Origin of the sequence: Acinetobacter lwoffii, from assembly GCF_022967985.1 — a bacterium.
Taxonomy (GTDB): domain Bacteria; phylum Pseudomonadota; class Gammaproteobacteria; order Pseudomonadales; family Moraxellaceae; genus Acinetobacter.
This window is the reverse complement of sequence record NZ_JALJVC010000016.1, coordinates 25,400-40,906: the sequence shown is the minus strand read 5'-3', so window position 1 is coordinate 40,906 and position 15,507 is coordinate 25,400. Positions and strand designations below refer to the sequence as shown.

Sequence of the window (15,507 nt, the reverse complement as noted above, 5' to 3'; positions counted from 1 at the left end):
CAATAGAACAAAAGAAAGCGATTTTAGTGTATATGTCCAATTTTTTGGAGTTTATTTTAAGGCTGGAAGCCTTGATTCTAGTGAGTTTGCGGATCACATAACCGGTCATTCAAATCTTGGTAGAAATATATGTTTGATAATTCGCTGAAAAATATATTTTTCCTTACAAGCTCAAAAAATATCTGCACTTGATATCAAAATATGTCAGTTATTGTTTGTACAAATAAACAGCAGTGAAAATTCCTATTTCAAGGAAAATTGCTGTGCCGAAACTCAACAACTGCCACATATTTCGCAAAAAAGGGATTATAATTCAGGGATTCATAGTGAGGATAGGTATATGCGCGCTCCAGCGATTAGTCTTAAAACTGAGCAAGATGTTGAAAAATTGCGGATATCTGGGCGTTTGGCTGCAGAGGTTTTAGCGATGATCGGGGAGCATGTCAAGCCAGGTGTCACGACTGAATATCTGGATGATCTCTGTCAGGATTTTATTGTAAATACATTAAAGGTGACGCCAGCCAATATTGGCTATTATGGCTATACTAAAACCACCTGTATTTCACCGAATGAAGTGGTTTGTCACGGCATTCCATCATCGAAACTCGTTCTGCAAGATGGCGATATTATCAATATTGATGTTGCCATTATTAAAGACGGTTATTTCGGTGATACCAGCCGGATGTACTATGTTGGAACTCCATCTCCAGAAGCCAAGCGACTGGTCAATACCACTTATGAAGCCATGGTGGCCGGGATTCATGCGGTGAAGCCGGGCGCGACCTTGGGTGATATTGGTTATGCGATTCAAACTGTTGCACAACGTGAAGGCTATTCCATTGTGCGTGAATATTGCGGTCATGGCATCGGCAAGGTCTATCACGAACAGCCAAACATTCTGCATTATGGTCAGCCAGGTCAGGGCATTAAATTGGTTCCGGGAATGGTGTTTACTATTGAGCCAATGGTGAATATGGGCAAAGCTCGCGTCAAAGAGCTGAAAGATGGCTGGACTGTGGTCACCACGGATAAATCCTGGTCTGCCCAATGGGAACATATGGTTTATGTGACTGAAACCGGGTTTGAAGTCTTGTCGCCTTGGCCTGAAGGCACAGGTGAGTATCCGGAAATTTAAAATATTGATTGAATGATCTTTATTAAGATAATCCACTTACATAAATTACAACTCACTCGTTCTTGCTGACGAAAACATACAAAACACTACATTAAACAGTGGTTTAGGATTTTATATCTGATTAAACTAAGAGTCAGATACATAGGTTCCCTTTTTTTCGCTCACTATGCTGTAGTGAAAGTTTCTCTAGCTCATTTTTCCCCAAGAATGAGCTATTTTTTTGTCCAGTTTTTCTCAAAAGTACTTCACTTAGCGCTGATTTAATTCAGCAACCAGATAATCAATAAAGACCCGGACTGCGGGCAATAAGCCGCGACGTGAAGGATAAACCACATGGAAAATACCATGTGGTGCTTTCCAGTCAGGAAGCACCCGAACCAGTTCACCACTTGCCACGTACTGCTCGACCACGTTATCTGGCAACAAAGTGACGCCTGAGCCTGACGCGGCCAGTTGTGCCAGCATATTTAGGTCAGAACCCATGACGGTGGGACTGACACGGATTTTTTTCTGTTCCTGCTGTTCATTTTGTAAGGTCAGAAACTGTTCGGTATGGTCTTCGGCCATACTCAGGATTTTATGCTCAGCCAGTTGCTCAGGGTTTTTCAGTTCACCAAATTCGTTTAAATAACCCTGACTGGCGAATAAGTGCTGCTCAATTTTTTCAAACTGGCGAATCACCAGATTCGGATCATCATCCAGGCTGGAACGGACACGTAAGGCCAGATCAAAGCCTTCATTGATAATATCGACCCGTCGATTGGTGATCATCATCTGGACTTTAATTTCAGGATATTTTTTCAAAAAATCCGGCAGAATTTTTGCCAGTTCGTTTTGGGCAATAGAGACGGGCAAGCTGACTTTAATAGTTCCGCGCGGTTCGGTACTCAGGTGGTCCACCAGATCATGCGCCGCCTGTGCAGCACTCAGCATAACTTGGGCATGCCGGTAAATATTCATGCCGATATCGGTGACGGCAAAATGACGAGAACTGCGCTGAATCAGACGTACACCCAGACGCTCTTCCAGATTAAACACCCGACGGCTGAGTTTGGATTTGGGAATATCGGTCGCACGTTCGGCTGCACTAAAGCCGCCATGTTCCACCACCTGAGCGAAACAGTAAAAGTCATCCAGATCAGACAGCATGGTTTAATTCCATCCTTGCAACGATAAGCTGATTAAAAATTGATTGTTGCATACTGTCAATCAGAGAATGCAGCATATAAAAAAAATTTAATTCCCGGATTTCAGTAAACCTAGCAGTGTTTGCATGCCATCGGTCGCGTTTTGGGGGATTTTGTAAAACTGTGCAGGCAAATGCTGCTGCTCGGCTTTCGGGTCGATGTAATAGGCCGGACATTTCGCAGGAATCTCATGAATTAACCCGGCAACTGGATAAACTTGAAGGCTGGTGCCAATCACCACGAAAATATCGGCATCCTGTACACAGTCTTGAGCTTCTTCATACGCGGGTACGGCTTCGCCAAACCAGACCACATGAGGACGCAGCGGATAGCCTGCCTTACAAAAGTGTTGATTTAAATCTAATTCAGAGCCTTCAATTGGATAAAACTCGGTTGTGCTTTGTGCATCGGGGCCTGAGCTTTTGGCCAGGCGAATATTGCCATGTAAATGGATCACCTTGGAGCTGCCGGCACGTTCATGCAAGTCATCAATATTCTGGGTGATTACATGCACATCAAAGTTATCTTCAAGATTGGCGATCAGCTGATGGGCTGCATTTGGCTGTGCTTCCAGAATGTTTTTACGGCGGGCATTATAAAAGCGTTGTACCAGTTGTGGGTTTTTGGCCCAGGCTTCGGGTGTGGCGACTTCTTCTATACGATGCTGTTCCCAAAGTCCATCACTGTCACGAAAAGTATTAATGCCACTTTCGGCGCTCATGCCTGCACCGGAAAAGACCACCAGCTTTTTCATTATTCTGTCTCCTGAATCTTTAGGTAGCTGAACCGCTAGATTGCGAATTTTCTTTCAAGAAGATGCCAAGTTCTCGGGAAAATTTTAGCGGTTCAGTCAGTAAAGGCGTATGGCCAGACTTGCTGAAAATTATCTGTTTGGCATGAGGCAGGCTTTCTGCAATCAGGCGCTGACCTTCAAAAGGATACAACTTGGATTGTACACCGCTAAAGAAGGTCACCGGACAGCTAAGCTGAGCTAGAGCCTCGCGGTAATCTTCACGATGATATAAATAATTATTGATATACCACGCCATATAATCCACCCGGCTGGAAGGTAATAACAGGCTTTGCAGGCGAGGTTGATTTAGGATAAATGCGAAAGCTTTCAGACTATATTTTTGTTCATTTTGTAGCTGAATAAACTTTAGCCATAGGGCAGCGATTTGTTTACGTACCGAAATGTCGAGATCGCGGATCAATTCAACTTGCTGGTATTGTGCAAGTAGGGCAGAGAGCTGCTGCAGGATGTCGATAAATTCCTGATGACGTGGACCAAAAAGTCCAAAAGCCCAAGCATCATCGACCGGAATTTTAGGTGTTTGATCGATATGTAAATAAGCAGAAATCTGACTGGAAAAGTTGCCATAATGTATGCCGTGCATTGCTGTGGTTGCGCCCATAGAGTAAGCAAGCACAATGAATTTATCTAAATTGAGCTGTTGAATTACCGACTGAATATCCAACCAGTGACTGGAAATCGCATCCCTATCTGGCGGAATTTTACAGCGACTGGAAGCCCCAAAGCCGCGCCATTCTGGAATAATGAAACGGAAATTTTTCTGATGCGGATAGAGAAAAGCTTTCCATTGCCAGCTCAGCATGCCAAGTCCAGAGAGTACCAGTACCGGCTGTCCCCGACCGTATTCGCGTACAAACAGCTGTTCACCATCGGGCATGCGATAAAAGGGCATGTGTGTCTCCGTATTTATAATTGTTGTGCGTCAAATTGTTGCAGTCGCGGAATAACCTGTTCCAGCCAGGAAATCCAACCCAGTTCCTGATCAATTCCCAGTTGCAGAATCATTTTATGAATATATAAGGTACGGTCAGTTTTGTCCGCTTGAGCAAAGTCTTTGGCAAAAATCTGCTGATAGGTTTTCAGTTTTTCTTTATGCAGTTCCAGATGGCGTTCCAGTTCTGCCAAGGTGTTATTGCCACCAAGTTGGGCTTCGGCACGCAGACGTACCATTAGTTCTTCGCGCAGTTGTGCCGGTGGGCTTTGTTGTAGCATCCAGTTGGCCAGTTCTTCCCGGCCCAGACGTTTTACCTGATAAGTTTTTTTGCGGCTATTCGAGTCTTCCTCTTCTATCGTCGAAATCCAGCCTTTTTGCAGCATGGCATTCAGCTCGCGATAAATCTGCTGATGAGTGGCATTCCAGAAGAAGCCCATGGAACGGTCAAAACGGCGAGCCAGTTCGATTCCGGTGCTAGGTTTTTCAATCAGGCTGGTCAATAAAACATGCGCTAAAGACATAAACGTCTCAAAAAAGTGACTCGGGATTATTATGCAACATGTTGCATAAAAATCAATTCTGGCATATAAATTAGTGCAACAAGTTGCATTAAACTGGAAAGATTGAGGGATCAAACTGCCAGTTGCTAAAACAATAGCCAGCCTAAACGCATGCTCAGGAGTTGAAATGTCTAAATATCCGAATTTACTTGCCCCATTGAACTTGGGTTTTACCACACTTAAAAACCGCGTATTAATGGGTTCCATGCACGTTGGTCTTGAAGAAGCACCCGGCGGATATGATCGGATGGCAGCTTTTTATGCAGAGCGCGCCAAAGGTGGAGTCGCTTTAATCGTCACCGGCGGGATTTCACCAAATGATCATGGCGTAACGTTTCATGGCGGTTCCAAACTTGACACCATTGAAGAAGCTGAAAAGCATAAGGTGATTACCCAGGCCGTACATGAAGCGGGCGGGAAAATTGCCATGCAGATTCTGCATACCGGACGTTATTCTTATCAGGCTGAAAATGTCGCGCCATCCCCAATTCAGGCACCGATCAATCCAGTCAAACCGCATGCTTTAACTTCGGCTGAGGTGCAGCAAACCATTGATGATTTTGCCAATTGTGCCAAGCTGGCTCAATACGCCGGTTATGACGGTGTAGAAATCATGGGCTCGGAAGGCTATCTGATTAACGAATTTATTGCAGCACGTACCAACCATCGTGATGATGAGTGGGGTGGAAGCTATGCAAACCGCATCCGTTTCCCGATTGAAATCGTACGCCGTACCCGTGAAATGGTCGGTGAGAACTTTATCATTATTTATCGCCTATCTATGCTGGATCTGGTCGAAGGCGGTTCAACTCTGGAAGAAGTCATCCAGTTGGCCAAAGAAATTGAAAAAGCCGGTGCGACCATTATCAATACTGGCATTGGCTGGCATGAAGCGCGTATTCCGACGATTGCCACCAAAGTGCCACGTGCAGCCTTCACTTGGGTCACGCGTAAGCTGAAAGGTCAGGTGAAGATTCCTTTAATCACTTCAAACCGTATTAATACTCCGGAAATGGCTGAATATGTATTGGCGTCTGGTGATGCTGATATGATTTCTATGGCCCGTCCGATGCTGGCAGACTCTGAGTTTGTCCTGAAAGCGGAGCAGGGTCGTAGCGATGAGATCAATACCTGTATAGGTTGTAATCAGGCCTGTCTGGATCATATTTTCTCAATGAAAATTGCCACCTGTCTGGTCAATCCACGTGCCTGCTATGAAACAGAGCTCATTTTTAAAGAAACCAATGTAGCAAAAAATATTGCCGTGATTGGTGCGGGTCCTGCAGGTTTAAGCTTTGCTGTATATGCAGCAAATCGCGGTCATCAGGTGACGGTATTTGAAGCCGCTGCTCAGATTGGCGGGCAGTTTAATATTGCCAAGACCATTCCGGGCAAGGAAGAGTTTTATGAAACCTTGCGCTACTTCAAGCGTCAGATTGAATTACAACCACGTATCAAATTGCAACTGAATCATAAGGCGAGTCTGGAAGAGCTGGCTCAGTCAAGCTTTGATGATATTGTGGTGGCAACAGGCGTGACACCACGTCAGCTTGAGATTCCAGGCATTGATCATGCAAAAGTACTGTCTTATCTGGACGTTTTGAAAGAACGTAAGCCGGTGGGTCAGCGAGTTGCCATTATTGGTGCAGGCGGTATTGGTTTTGATACAGCCGAATTCTTGAGCCATGAAGGGGAAAGTGGCAGTATCAATCCGGAAAAATTCTATGATGAATGGGGTATTGATACTGACTATGAAAATGTCGGTGGCTTAAAAGCTGCAAATGTAGAAAAACCGCAACGTGAAATTTATTTATTGCAACGTAAAGCTGCTTCAGTCGGCGCGAGTTTGGGTAAAACCACAGGTTGGATTCATCGTACCGGTTTAAAACACCGTGACGTAAAAATGATTGCGGGCGCCAATTATGAAAAAATTGATGATCAGGGCTTACATATTGTCGTGAATGACAAGCCTGCTGTGTTGGAAGTCGATCACGTGATTATTTGTGCCGGTCAGGAATCTTATACCGCCATGTTTGATGAGCTAAAAGCGGCGGGTAAAAATGTGCATCTGATTGGTGGAGCGAAAGAAGCGGGTGAGCTGGATGCCAAGCGTGCAATCCGTCAGGGTGCTGAATTGGCGGCGGTGATCTGAAAATATTAAAACCTGCTTTTTCCCCTCTCCTTTATTAAAGGAGAGGGTTAGGGAGAGGATTTGTAAGAAAGAATCCCCCCTTGCGAAGCAGTACTTCTCACCTTTAATAAAAGGGGGAATTCTTTCAATTAAAAGAAAGAAGTATTTAAGCTTTTATTAAAAAATATCAAAAAAGAAGGAATCCAAAATGACCATCGAAAATACCAGAAAATCCATTGCACGCTGGCATGAGATGCTGGAAACCCGTGATATGTCGATCTTGAATGAACTACTTGCTGAAGAAGTGGTATTTCGTTCGCCTGTGGCTTTTCAGCCTTATCCTGGAAAACAGGTGGTATTTTTTATTTTGACCAATGTCATTCAAGTCTTTGAAAAATTCACCTATCACCGTGAATTTATAAGTGAAGATGGTAACAATGTCGTACTTGAGTTTTCTGCCAATGTGGGCGATAAAAAACTAAAGGGAGTTGACATGATTCAGTTTAATGAAGAGGGGCAGATGATTGATTTTGAAGTCATGATTCGACCTAAGTCCGGACTTGAAGCCTTGGCTGTACAGATGGGCCAGCGGATGCAATCATTCCAAGCTAAAACTTAATTCGAACTATTGATTCAAGTCGGCATGAAATTTGTAAATCACAGCTAGTACAACTAGAGGGGGATGACAGATGAAAATGTTGCTTAAAAAATTGGGTCAGCTTTCCAGTGAGTATCTGGATCGTTTCAGTGGAGCAGACGAGCCGACCCTGTATTACAATCCGAATGGTGTATTTTCAGGACTCATTGAGCGCTTACCGCAGCTGCAACAAAAATATCGTCCTACACCTTGGTTAGCCAATGCACACGCACATATTCTGTATTTCGATTTAATTAAAAAACGTACCATTAAGCTGAAATATGACGCGCTTGAACAGCTGAAAATGTCAGATGGCGGAATTACCGGTATTGCCTGGTATGGACTGGATCTTCCTGCAAATACCCCTACCATTGTTTTATTGCATACGATAACCGGTTCTCCTGAATCAATGCGTGAACTGGTTCGTGATCTGCATAAATATACGGGTTGGCGTGTTGCATTGTGTTTACGCCGTGGTCATGCAGATTTACCCATGCCTGTGCCTAAAATGAACCTGTTTGGTTCAACTCAGGATTTGCGTGAACAACTCTTGTATATACAGGACAGATTTCCTCAGTCCGATCTCTATGGGGTTGGCTCTTCTGCGGGTACGGGATTGTTAGTGCGTTATCTGGGCGAAGAGGGTGAACAAACCCCATTAAAAGCAGCTTTTGCTTTATGTCCTGGCTATAACACTGAAACTGGTTTTGCCAATGTGCATCCGTTTTACAGTAAAGTTATGGCCAAAAAACTGATTAAGCGCTTTATTCATCCTTATCAGGAAACCTGGCAGGTCTGCCCAAGCTGGAAACAGTTATTAGAAGTTAAAGATCTGTCCGAATTTGAAAAACTCTATTTTGAACTGGCCGGATTTACGGATTATGCCAGTTATACCCAGGCAACCAATCCGATTTATGTATTTGAAAGTATCAAAATTCCGCTGATGATTTTAAATGCGGAGGATGATCCGGTTTGTCACATCCGAAATTTAGAACCTTATAAAGAAAAAATTCGGGCGATGTCCAATATTATGGTGATTACCACCAAAAAAGGCAGTCATTGCGGCTTTTATCAGGGCTTGATGCAAACCGAATCTTGGGCTACCCGACTAATGGCAGACTATTTGATTCACTTATCTCGTGCACCGGCAACAGTATCTGCTTAAAAAGTTCCAATAAAAAACCCAGCATCTGCTGGGTTTTTTGATGAATGATCCTGTAATTAGTCAAGTGCTGGCATCGCTGCGGCAATCGCGTCAGCAACCGCATCATCCTCAGACTTGTTTTCTGGATTTGAATTGGTTTTAGGTGTGGTCTCAGCAGGCTTTGACGCAGGTTCTTCGCGGGTTTCAGGCACTGGTGCCGGCTCAGTAGTTTCTGGTTTTTTGATTTCACGACGGATTTCAGTCGTGGTGTTTTCAGTTTGCTCACGTTGAATTTCAACCGTTGGCGCTACTTCCTCTTCAATTGCCGCTGGCTCTACAGGTTCAAGCGGTTCAAATTGCGTTGGTTCTGGAGTCGAGATTTCAGATGCTGGAGTAACTTCTACTTGCTCTTCTTCTTTTGGTGCTTCTTTTTTTACACACGCAGTTAATGTCAGGCCAGTCAGGATTAGGGTGGAGATTAAAAGTTTCTTCATCATCATTGCATCAAACATAAAAGTGTGGAGTGGATACACTATTATAGCAGCAAAATGCAAGATAGAAATCATATGAACTTACTGTAATTTTTTATAGGAATTGCTGTTAGAATAGTCAATTGTTTATTGTTCTTTGAATTGATGCGGATTGACTTTGCTTTCTAGGTACAAGGTAAAGTAAAATTGCGCAACATTGCAGGCCGATTTAGGCTCGATTGTACGAGAAACCCAATGACCCATTTTATTTTCGTTACTGGTGGTGTAGTTTCATCACTAGGTAAAGGTATTTCAGCTGCTTCTGTTGCTGCACTTTTAGAAGCTCGTGGTTTAAAAGTGACCATGGTAAAAATGGATCCATACATTAATGTCGATCCAGGGACAATGAGCCCATTCCAGCATGGTGAAGTTTTTGTTACAGAAGATGGTGCTGAAACAGACTTAGACTTGGGTTACTACGAACGTTTCTTGCGTCGTGCGAAAATGACCAAACTAAATAACTTCACATCAGGCCGTGTTTACCAGGATGTTCTAAACAAAGAACGCCGTGGTGACTATCTAGGCGGTACTGTTCAAGTTATTCCACACATTACTGACAATATCAAAGAGCGTGTACTTCGTGCAGGCGAAGGTTATGACGTTGCGATCGTAGAGATCGGCGGTACTGTAGGTGACATTGAATCTCTCCCATTCATGGAATCTGTACGTCAGTTAATGGTTGAACTTGGTCATAAACGTACCATGTTAATGCACTTAACGTTACTCCCATACATTAAGTCTGCAGCAGAATTAAAAACCAAACCAACACAGCACTCTGTTAAAGAACTCCTGTCGATTGGTATTCAGCCAGACATTCTCATCTGTCGTACAGAGTACGATGTAGATGCAGATACGACGCGTAAGATTGCATTATTTACCAACGTTGAAGCACGTGCCGTTGTGGTATGTAAAGACGCACGTTCGATCTACCAGATTCCACGTACATTCTACGAACAAAATGTTGATGATTTAATCTGTGAACGTTTTGGTTATAACGATCTTCCTGAAGCTGATTTAACAGATTGGGATAACGTTGTAGAAGCATTACTGAACCCTGAATACACCGTACGTGTTGCAATGGTCGGTAAATACGTTGAACTTCCAGATGCTTACAAATCTGTCAACGAAGCACTTTTACATGCGGGTATTCAAAACCGTGTGAAAGTTCAGATTGACTACGTAAACGCTGAAGAGCTTGAAGGTCAAGATGTAGCAGAAGTATTGAAAGATGCTGATGCGATTCTAGTTCCTGGTGGTTTCGGTGAGCGCGGTACTGAAGGCAAAATGAAGGCGATTCAGTTCGCACGTGAGAACGGTGTGCCGTTCCTCGGTATTTGCTTGGGTATGCAGTTGGCTGTGATCGAATACGCACGTAATGTTGCTGGTATTGCAGACGCGACCTCGACTGAATTTAACCGTTCAACCAAATCTCCATTGATTGGTTTAATTACTGAATGGTTAGATGAGCGTGGTGAAGTTCAGCAACGTTCTGCTGATTCTGATCTGGGTGGCACGATGCGTTTAGGCGCGCAAAAATCTGAACTGGTTGCAGGGACTAAAACTGCAGAAGTTTATGGTTCTGAAGAAATCATCGAGCGTCACCGTCACCGTTACGAGATGAACAACCGTTATATCCCAGTGCTGGAAGAAAAAGGCATGAAGATTTCGGGTTATTCTCCGGTACAGCATCTGGTAGAAACTGTTGAAATTCCTGCACATCCTTGGTTTATTGCAGTACAATTCCACCCGGAATTTACCAGCTCGCCACGTGATGGTCACCCATTATTTGCAGGTTTCATTGATGCTGCGAAAAAGCAGTACCAAAAAACCAAATAATCGGTGCGTAGGACACAACTAGGGAAGTTTAAATGTCGCAATTAAAACCACAAGAAATTGTACGTTTGGGCGATATACAAATGGCAAATCATTTGCCATTTGTATTATTCGGCGGAATGAATGTACTTGAATCTAAAGACCTGGCTTTTGAAATCGCAGAGACTTATGTCGATATCTGTACACGTTTGGGCATTCCTTATGTGTTCAAAGCCAGCTTTGATAAAGCCAACCGTTCAAGCCTGAACTCTTTCCGTGGCCCAGGCCTGGAAAAAGGTCTCGAGTGGTTAGCTGACATTAAAAAACACTTTAATGTGCCGATCATCACCGATGTGCATGAGCCGTATCAAGCGGCTCCTGTTGCAGAAGTGGCAGACATTATTCAATTGCCAGCTTTCTTAAGCCGTCAGACGGATCTTGTGGAAGCCATGGCAAAAACGGATGCCATCATCAATATCAAAAAAGCCCAGTTCCTGGCTCCACACGAAATGCGCCATATTCTGCATAAGTGTCTGGAAGCTGGAAATGACAAACTGATCATTTGTGAACGCGGTTCGGCATTTGGCTATAACAATCTGGTTGTAGACATGCTGGGCTTCGACATCATGAAAGAAATGAATGTCCCGGTATTCTTTGATGTGACCCATGCCTTACAAACCCCAGGCGGCCGTGCAGATTCTGCCGGTGGTCGTCGTGCGCAAATTACAACGCTTGCGCGTGCGGGTATGGCAACGGGTCTTGCTGGTTTGTTCTTAGAGGCACACCCAGATCCGGAAAAAGCCAAGTGTGATGGTCCATGTGCGCTGCGCATGTCTCAGCTTGAGCCTTTCCTGGCACAGCTAAAAGAATTGGATACCTTGGTCAAAGGTTTCGAAAAGTTAGATACACACTGAGTTTATCACTCTTGCGCTGCCGTATAGGCAGCTCATATTAATCAACTGAGGAATAGTTCATGAGCCAAATCGTTGACATTCGTGCACGTGAAATTTTGGACTCTCGTGGTAACCCTACCATCGAAGCAGACGTAATCTTAGCATCTGGCGTAGTTGGCCGTGCATGTGCACCATCTGGTGCTTCAACTGGTTCTCGTGAAGCTTTAGAACTTCGTGATGGCGATAAAGCGCGTTACTTAGGTAAAGGCGTTAAAACTGCGGTAAATAACGTAAATACGTTAATCCGTGACGCTTTGGTCGGTAAATCAGTATTCGAACAAAAAGACATCGATAACACGATGATCGCGCTTGACGGTACTGAAAACAAAGAAAAACTAGGTGCAAACGCAACTTTGGCAGTGTCTTTGGCTGCTGCTCGCGCTGCTGCTGAAGAAAAGAAAATTCCTCTTTTCCAATACATCGCAGATCTTCGCGGTCAAACGATTCTAACTATGCCTGTACCAATGATGAACATCATCAATGGTGGTTCACATGCAGACAACAACGTCGATATTCAAGAATTTATGATTGAGCCAGTAGGCTTCACTTCATTCTCTGAAGCGCTACGTGCCGGTGCTGAAATCTTCCATTCACTTAAATCAGTTTTAAACAAAAAAGGTTTAAACACTGCGGTAGGTGATGAAGGTGGTTTTGCGCCGAACTTACGTTCAAACGAAGAAGCAATCACAGTTATTCTTGAAGCAATTGGTCAAACTGGCTACAAAGCAGGTTCTGACATCATGCTTGCGCTTGACTGTGCATCTTCAGAATTCTACAAAAATGGTCAGTACATTCTTGCTGGCGAAGGCAACAAAGCGTTCACAAGCAACCAGTTCTCTGACTATTTGGCAGGTCTGGTAAACCAATACCCAATTATCTCGATCGAAGATGGTCTGGACGAATCTGACTGGGAAGGCTGGTCTTACCTGACTTCTATTCTTGGCGACAAGATCCAGTTGGTTGGTGACGACTTGTTCGTAACGAACCCGAAAATTCTGCAACGTGGTATCAACGAAAAAGTGGGTAACTCGATTCTGATCAAATACAACCAGATCGGTACCTTGACTGAAACTTTAGATGCCATCTACCTTGCGAAAGAGAATGGTTACTCTACTGTAATTTCACACCGTTCAGGTGAAACGGAAGATTCAACGATTGCTGATCTTGCAGTAGGTACAGCAGCGGGTCAAATCAAGACTGGTTCACTTTGCCGTTCTGACCGTGTAGCGAAATATAATCAATTACTTCGTATTGAAGAATTGACTAATGCTGCATATCGCGGTAAAGCTGAGTTCAAAGGTTTGAACTAAGCGACTTATGTCAATGTTAAATGTATTCGACTCGACTGCGAGTAAAGTACTGTTGGGCCTTGCGATCATTTTGATCGCAGGGTTTCAATATTTATACTGGTTTGGTGAAGGTGGTTATCATGATCATCAGCAACTGACCCAGAAAATCCAGCAACAAATGGAATTGAATGATGAGCTGAAAGAGCGTAATCGCGTTCTGGCGGCAGAAGTTTATGATTTGAAGAATGGTATTGAAGCCATCGAAGAACATGCGCGTTTAGATCTTGGTCTGATTAAGCCACGCGAAACTTTTATTCAAATGAGCACGATCAGTACTCAATATAAACCGATCTATCTTAATCCTAATTCTAAAGTAGACCTGCGAACCAATGAGTCAGCTGAAGCACCAACCACACCCTGAACTTTGGGTCATTCTTCCAGCTGCAGGTTCGGGTAGCCGTTTCTCCAAAACAGAACTGAAACAATATCAGATGATTCAAGAGCGAACTGTTCTTGAACATACGGTGGCTCGTCTGAATCAACTGCCTTTGGCGGGTTATGTCCTGGCGATTGGTGAACAGGACAACGTCGCAAAAATGCTGCCATTTTCCAGTCAAGAGAAAGCCCATTTCTGTCTGGGCGGTGCCGAGCGGGTGAATTCCGTGTTAAATGCACTCACGTATTTATCTCAAATCGCTTCTGAAGATGAGTGGGTGCTGGTACATGACGCGGCGCGTCCCTGTGTCGGTCTGGATTGTCTGCAACAGTTAGTCAATACGGCGATTACAAATGATCAGGCTGCGATTCTGGCGATTCCAGTAAGAGATACACTTAAGCGTGTAGTAACCAATTTTGATATTGAGGAAACAGTGGATCGCTCAATGCTATGGCAGGCACAAACACCACAAATGGCCAAGCTAGGTGTGTTGAAACGGGCGATTGAGCAGGCTTTGCAAGATGGTGCTACGATTACTGATGAAGCCAGTGCGCTGGAACATATCGGCGAACAGGTGAGTGTAGTACAAGGGCGTTCCGATAATATTAAAATTACCTATCCGGACGATCTGGAACTGGCCAAGCTGATTTTACAGGCTCAGGCTTAAAAATATATTCAAATAATATTTAAATAAAAGCAGAATAAATCTGGCTATAGCGATCTATTCGCTATAGCTTTCACTTATAATTTTGCCATCATTCTTTTTCACCTTTTGGCCAATGATACCTTCACAGCAGTATCGGTTTTTACGTCACTCTTTGCGTGATGGACGTAGTATTAACCCGCAAGATTCATCTCGATGGACCAAGTTGCACCTTGATCCCTGGTTATTGTGCTTTCTAGTTCTCAATGCAATCCTGGGTTTAATGGTGGTGTATAGCGCGACATCCGAAGACTCTGGCATGGTGGTGCGTCAGGCGATCAGTTTTGGAATTGGTTTTGTGCTGCTGTTTATCTGTGCGCAGATTCCACCGAAAGTCTATCAGGCGATTAGTCCATACCTGTATGCCTTCGGGATCTTCATGCTGCTTCTGGTCTTTGTGATTGGTGAAAAACGTTTGGGTGCAACCCGCTGGATTACCTTGCCAGGGGTGGGAAGCATGCAACCGAGTGAGGTGATGAAATTTGCCATGCCTTTGATGATGGCATGGTATTTTGCACGTAAGCCATTTCCTCCCAAATTTTTGCATATTGTCGGGGCTTTGATTCTATTGGGCGTACCATTTGTTTTGGTGGCACTTCAGCCTGACTTGAACATTGGCTTGGTAATTCCTGGTATTTTTGTTCTATTTTTAAGTGGGATGTCGTGGCGTCTGATTGGTGGTGCAGCAGCGGCGGTAGCTGTGGCAGCTCCGGCTGCATGGATGTTCGTACTACAAGAGTATCAAAAAAAACGTATTACCACGTTATTTGATCCGGAATCGGATGCCTTGGGTGCAGGCTGGAATATCATCCAGTCCAAAATTGCGATTGGTTCAGGTGGTTCCACGGGCAAAGGCTATACCGAAGGTACCCAATCACATTTAGGTTATCTGCCTGAACATCATACTGACTTTATTATGTCGACTTATGCCGAAGAATTCGGTTTTATCGGTGTTTTCCTGCTGTTTAGTTTATTCACTGCCATTATTATTCGCTGTCTGATGATTGGTTTAAACAGCTTTCATAACTTTGGCCGTTTATATGCTGGAGCCATGGGACTGACTTTCTTCTTCTTTGTATTTTTAAACTCAGGCATGGTGAGCGGGATTTTACCTGTAACTGGAGATCCATTACCGCTCATGAGTTATGGTGGAACGGCAGTGATTTCCATGCTGGCCGGGATGGGCATTGTGATGTCGATTCATACTCATCGATAAATCATTCTAAAAGTCGGACTGGTTCC

At 44.0% G+C, this 15,507-nt stretch carries 15 protein-coding genes; 10 read left to right on the top strand and 5 right to left on the bottom strand.

Going from position 1 to position 15,507, the window contains the following annotated elements; translation table 11 throughout:
- Positions 1–340 precede the first annotated feature (340 nt).
- On the top strand, positions 341–1,135 hold the full coding sequence (map, locus tag MWG72_RS10505; protein WP_247143996.1) for a type I methionyl aminopeptidase: 795 nt from the start codon (positions 341–343) through the stop codon (positions 1,133–1,135).
- Between the two features lie 249 nt (positions 1,136–1,384).
- Here the strand turns inward: map and MWG72_RS10500 are convergent, their stop codons facing one another.
- The 4 genes from MWG72_RS10500 to MWG72_RS10485 all read right to left on the bottom strand — a co-directional run bounded on the left by MWG72_RS10500 (position 1,385) and on the right by MWG72_RS10485 (position 4,591).
- Positions 1,385–2,284: a LysR substrate-binding domain-containing protein gene (locus tag MWG72_RS10500; protein ID WP_005103429.1), complete on the bottom strand. Its 900-nt coding sequence runs from the start codon at positions 2,282–2,284 to the stop codon at positions 1,385–1,387.
- A gap of 87 nt (positions 2,285–2,371) precedes the next feature.
- On the bottom strand, positions 2,372–3,076 hold the full coding sequence (locus MWG72_RS10495; protein WP_180037339.1) for an SIR2 family NAD-dependent protein deacylase: 705 nt from the start codon (positions 3,074–3,076) through the stop codon (positions 2,372–2,374).
- 19 nt (positions 3,077–3,095) lie between these two features.
- A complete protein-coding gene (locus MWG72_RS10490; protein WP_180037338.1) occupies positions 3,096–4,028 on the bottom strand; it encodes an alpha/beta fold hydrolase in 933 nt (310 codons plus the stop codon).
- 14 nt (positions 4,029–4,042) lie between these two features.
- A complete protein-coding gene (locus MWG72_RS10485; protein WP_148334890.1) occupies positions 4,043–4,591 on the bottom strand; it encodes a PadR family transcriptional regulator in 549 nt (182 codons plus the stop codon).
- A gap of 166 nt (positions 4,592–4,757) precedes the next feature.
- On the opposite strand from MWG72_RS10485, the gene MWG72_RS10480 reads away from it, so the two are divergent.
- The 3 genes from MWG72_RS10480 to MWG72_RS10470 all read left to right on the top strand — a co-directional run bounded on the left by MWG72_RS10480 (position 4,758) and on the right by MWG72_RS10470 (position 8,563).
- A complete protein-coding gene (locus tag MWG72_RS10480; protein ID WP_247143995.1) occupies positions 4,758–6,782 on the top strand; it encodes an NADPH-dependent 2,4-dienoyl-CoA reductase in 2,025 nt (674 codons plus the stop codon).
- Between the two features lie 187 nt (positions 6,783–6,969).
- Positions 6,970–7,380 carry a nuclear transport factor 2 family protein gene (locus MWG72_RS10475; protein WP_044108912.1) on the top strand — a complete coding sequence of 137 codons (411 nt, stop codon included), beginning with the start codon at positions 6,970–6,972 and terminating at the stop codon, positions 7,378–7,380.
- Positions 7,381–7,450: 70 nt separating this feature from the next.
- Positions 7,451–8,563, top strand: coding sequence for a YheT family hydrolase (locus tag MWG72_RS10470; RefSeq protein WP_086044730.1), 1,113 nt, complete (start codon positions 7,451–7,453; stop codon positions 8,561–8,563).
- 56 nt (positions 8,564–8,619) lie between these two features.
- Here MWG72_RS10470 and MWG72_RS10465 read toward each other — a convergent pair whose 3' ends face one another.
- On the bottom strand, positions 8,620–9,042 hold the full coding sequence (locus tag MWG72_RS10465) for a hypothetical protein (protein ID WP_373683213.1): 423 nt from the start codon (positions 9,040–9,042) through the stop codon (positions 8,620–8,622).
- Positions 9,043–9,267: 225 nt separating this feature from the next.
- On the opposite strand from MWG72_RS10465, the gene MWG72_RS10460 reads away from it, so the two are divergent.
- The 6 genes from MWG72_RS10460 (at position 9,268) to rodA (ending at position 15,481) form a co-directional block, all read left to right on the top strand.
- The gene (locus MWG72_RS10460; protein WP_004278723.1) at positions 9,268–10,908 is read left to right on the top strand and encodes a CTP synthase; all 1,641 of its coding nucleotides are present in this window, start codon (positions 9,268–9,270) and stop codon (positions 10,906–10,908) included.
- 32 nt (positions 10,909–10,940) lie between these two features.
- Positions 10,941–11,798 (top strand): 3-deoxy-8-phosphooctulonate synthase, encoded by an 858-nt coding sequence (kdsA, locus tag MWG72_RS10455; protein WP_004278721.1) that lies wholly within the window; start codon positions 10,941–10,943, stop codon positions 11,796–11,798.
- 59 nt (positions 11,799–11,857) lie between these two features.
- Positions 11,858–13,147 (top strand): phosphopyruvate hydratase, encoded by a 1,290-nt coding sequence (eno, locus tag MWG72_RS10450; protein WP_004278719.1) that lies wholly within the window; start codon positions 11,858–11,860, stop codon positions 13,145–13,147.
- Positions 13,148–13,154: 7 nt separating this feature from the next.
- A complete protein-coding gene (locus MWG72_RS10445; protein ID WP_004645271.1) occupies positions 13,155–13,547 on the top strand; it encodes a septum formation initiator family protein in 393 nt (130 codons plus the stop codon).
- Positions 13,516–14,229, top strand: coding sequence for a 2-C-methyl-D-erythritol 4-phosphate cytidylyltransferase (gene ispD, locus MWG72_RS10440; RefSeq protein ID WP_247143994.1), 714 nt, complete (start codon positions 13,516–13,518; stop codon positions 14,227–14,229). The genes MWG72_RS10445 and ispD overlap by 32 nt, the downstream gene beginning before the upstream one ends.
- A gap of 112 nt (positions 14,230–14,341) precedes the next feature.
- The gene (gene rodA / locus MWG72_RS10435; RefSeq protein ID WP_004645269.1) at positions 14,342–15,481 is read left to right on the top strand and encodes a rod shape-determining protein RodA; all 1,140 of its coding nucleotides are present in this window, start codon (positions 14,342–14,344) and stop codon (positions 15,479–15,481) included.
- Positions 15,482–15,507: the final 26 nt, after the last annotated feature.

Excerpts from the sequence above, each read along its gene's own strand:
- MWG72_RS10465 (WP_373683213.1), bottom strand. The coding sequence starts at position 9,042 with ATGATGATGAAGAAACTTTTAATCTCCACCCTAATCCTGACTGGCCTG.
- map (WP_247143996.1), top strand. The coding sequence starts at position 341 with ATGCGCGCTCCAGCGATTAGTCTTAAAACTGAGCAAGATGTTGAAAAA.
- MWG72_RS10485 (WP_148334890.1), bottom strand. The coding sequence starts at position 4,591 with ATGTCTTTAGCGCATGTTTTATTGACCAGCCTGATTGAAAAACCTAGC.
- eno (WP_004278719.1), top strand. The coding sequence starts at position 11,858 with ATGAGCCAAATCGTTGACATTCGTGCACGTGAAATTTTGGACTCTCGT.
- MWG72_RS10495 (WP_180037339.1), bottom strand. The coding sequence starts at position 3,076 with ATGAAAAAGCTGGTGGTCTTTTCCGGTGCAGGCATGAGCGCCGAAAGT.
- ispD (WP_247143994.1), top strand. The coding sequence starts at position 13,516 with ATGAGTCAGCTGAAGCACCAACCACACCCTGAACTTTGGGTCATTCTT.
- rodA (WP_004645269.1), top strand. The coding sequence starts at position 14,342 with ATGATACCTTCACAGCAGTATCGGTTTTTACGTCACTCTTTGCGTGAT.
- MWG72_RS10445 (WP_004645271.1), top strand. The coding sequence starts at position 13,155 with ATGTCAATGTTAAATGTATTCGACTCGACTGCGAGTAAAGTACTGTTG.
- MWG72_RS10480 (WP_247143995.1), top strand. The coding sequence starts at position 4,758 with ATGTCTAAATATCCGAATTTACTTGCCCCATTGAACTTGGGTTTTACC.
- MWG72_RS10475 (WP_044108912.1), top strand. The coding sequence starts at position 6,970 with ATGACCATCGAAAATACCAGAAAATCCATTGCACGCTGGCATGAGATG.
- MWG72_RS10460 (WP_004278723.1), top strand. The coding sequence starts at position 9,268 with ATGACCCATTTTATTTTCGTTACTGGTGGTGTAGTTTCATCACTAGGT.
- MWG72_RS10490 (WP_180037338.1), bottom strand. The coding sequence starts at position 4,028 with ATGCCCTTTTATCGCATGCCCGATGGTGAACAGCTGTTTGTACGCGAA.
- MWG72_RS10470 (WP_086044730.1), top strand. The coding sequence starts at position 7,451 with ATGAAAATGTTGCTTAAAAAATTGGGTCAGCTTTCCAGTGAGTATCTG.
- MWG72_RS10500 (WP_005103429.1), bottom strand. The coding sequence starts at position 2,284 with ATGCTGTCTGATCTGGATGACTTTTACTGTTTCGCTCAGGTGGTGGAA.
- kdsA (WP_004278721.1), top strand. The coding sequence starts at position 10,941 with ATGTCGCAATTAAAACCACAAGAAATTGTACGTTTGGGCGATATACAA.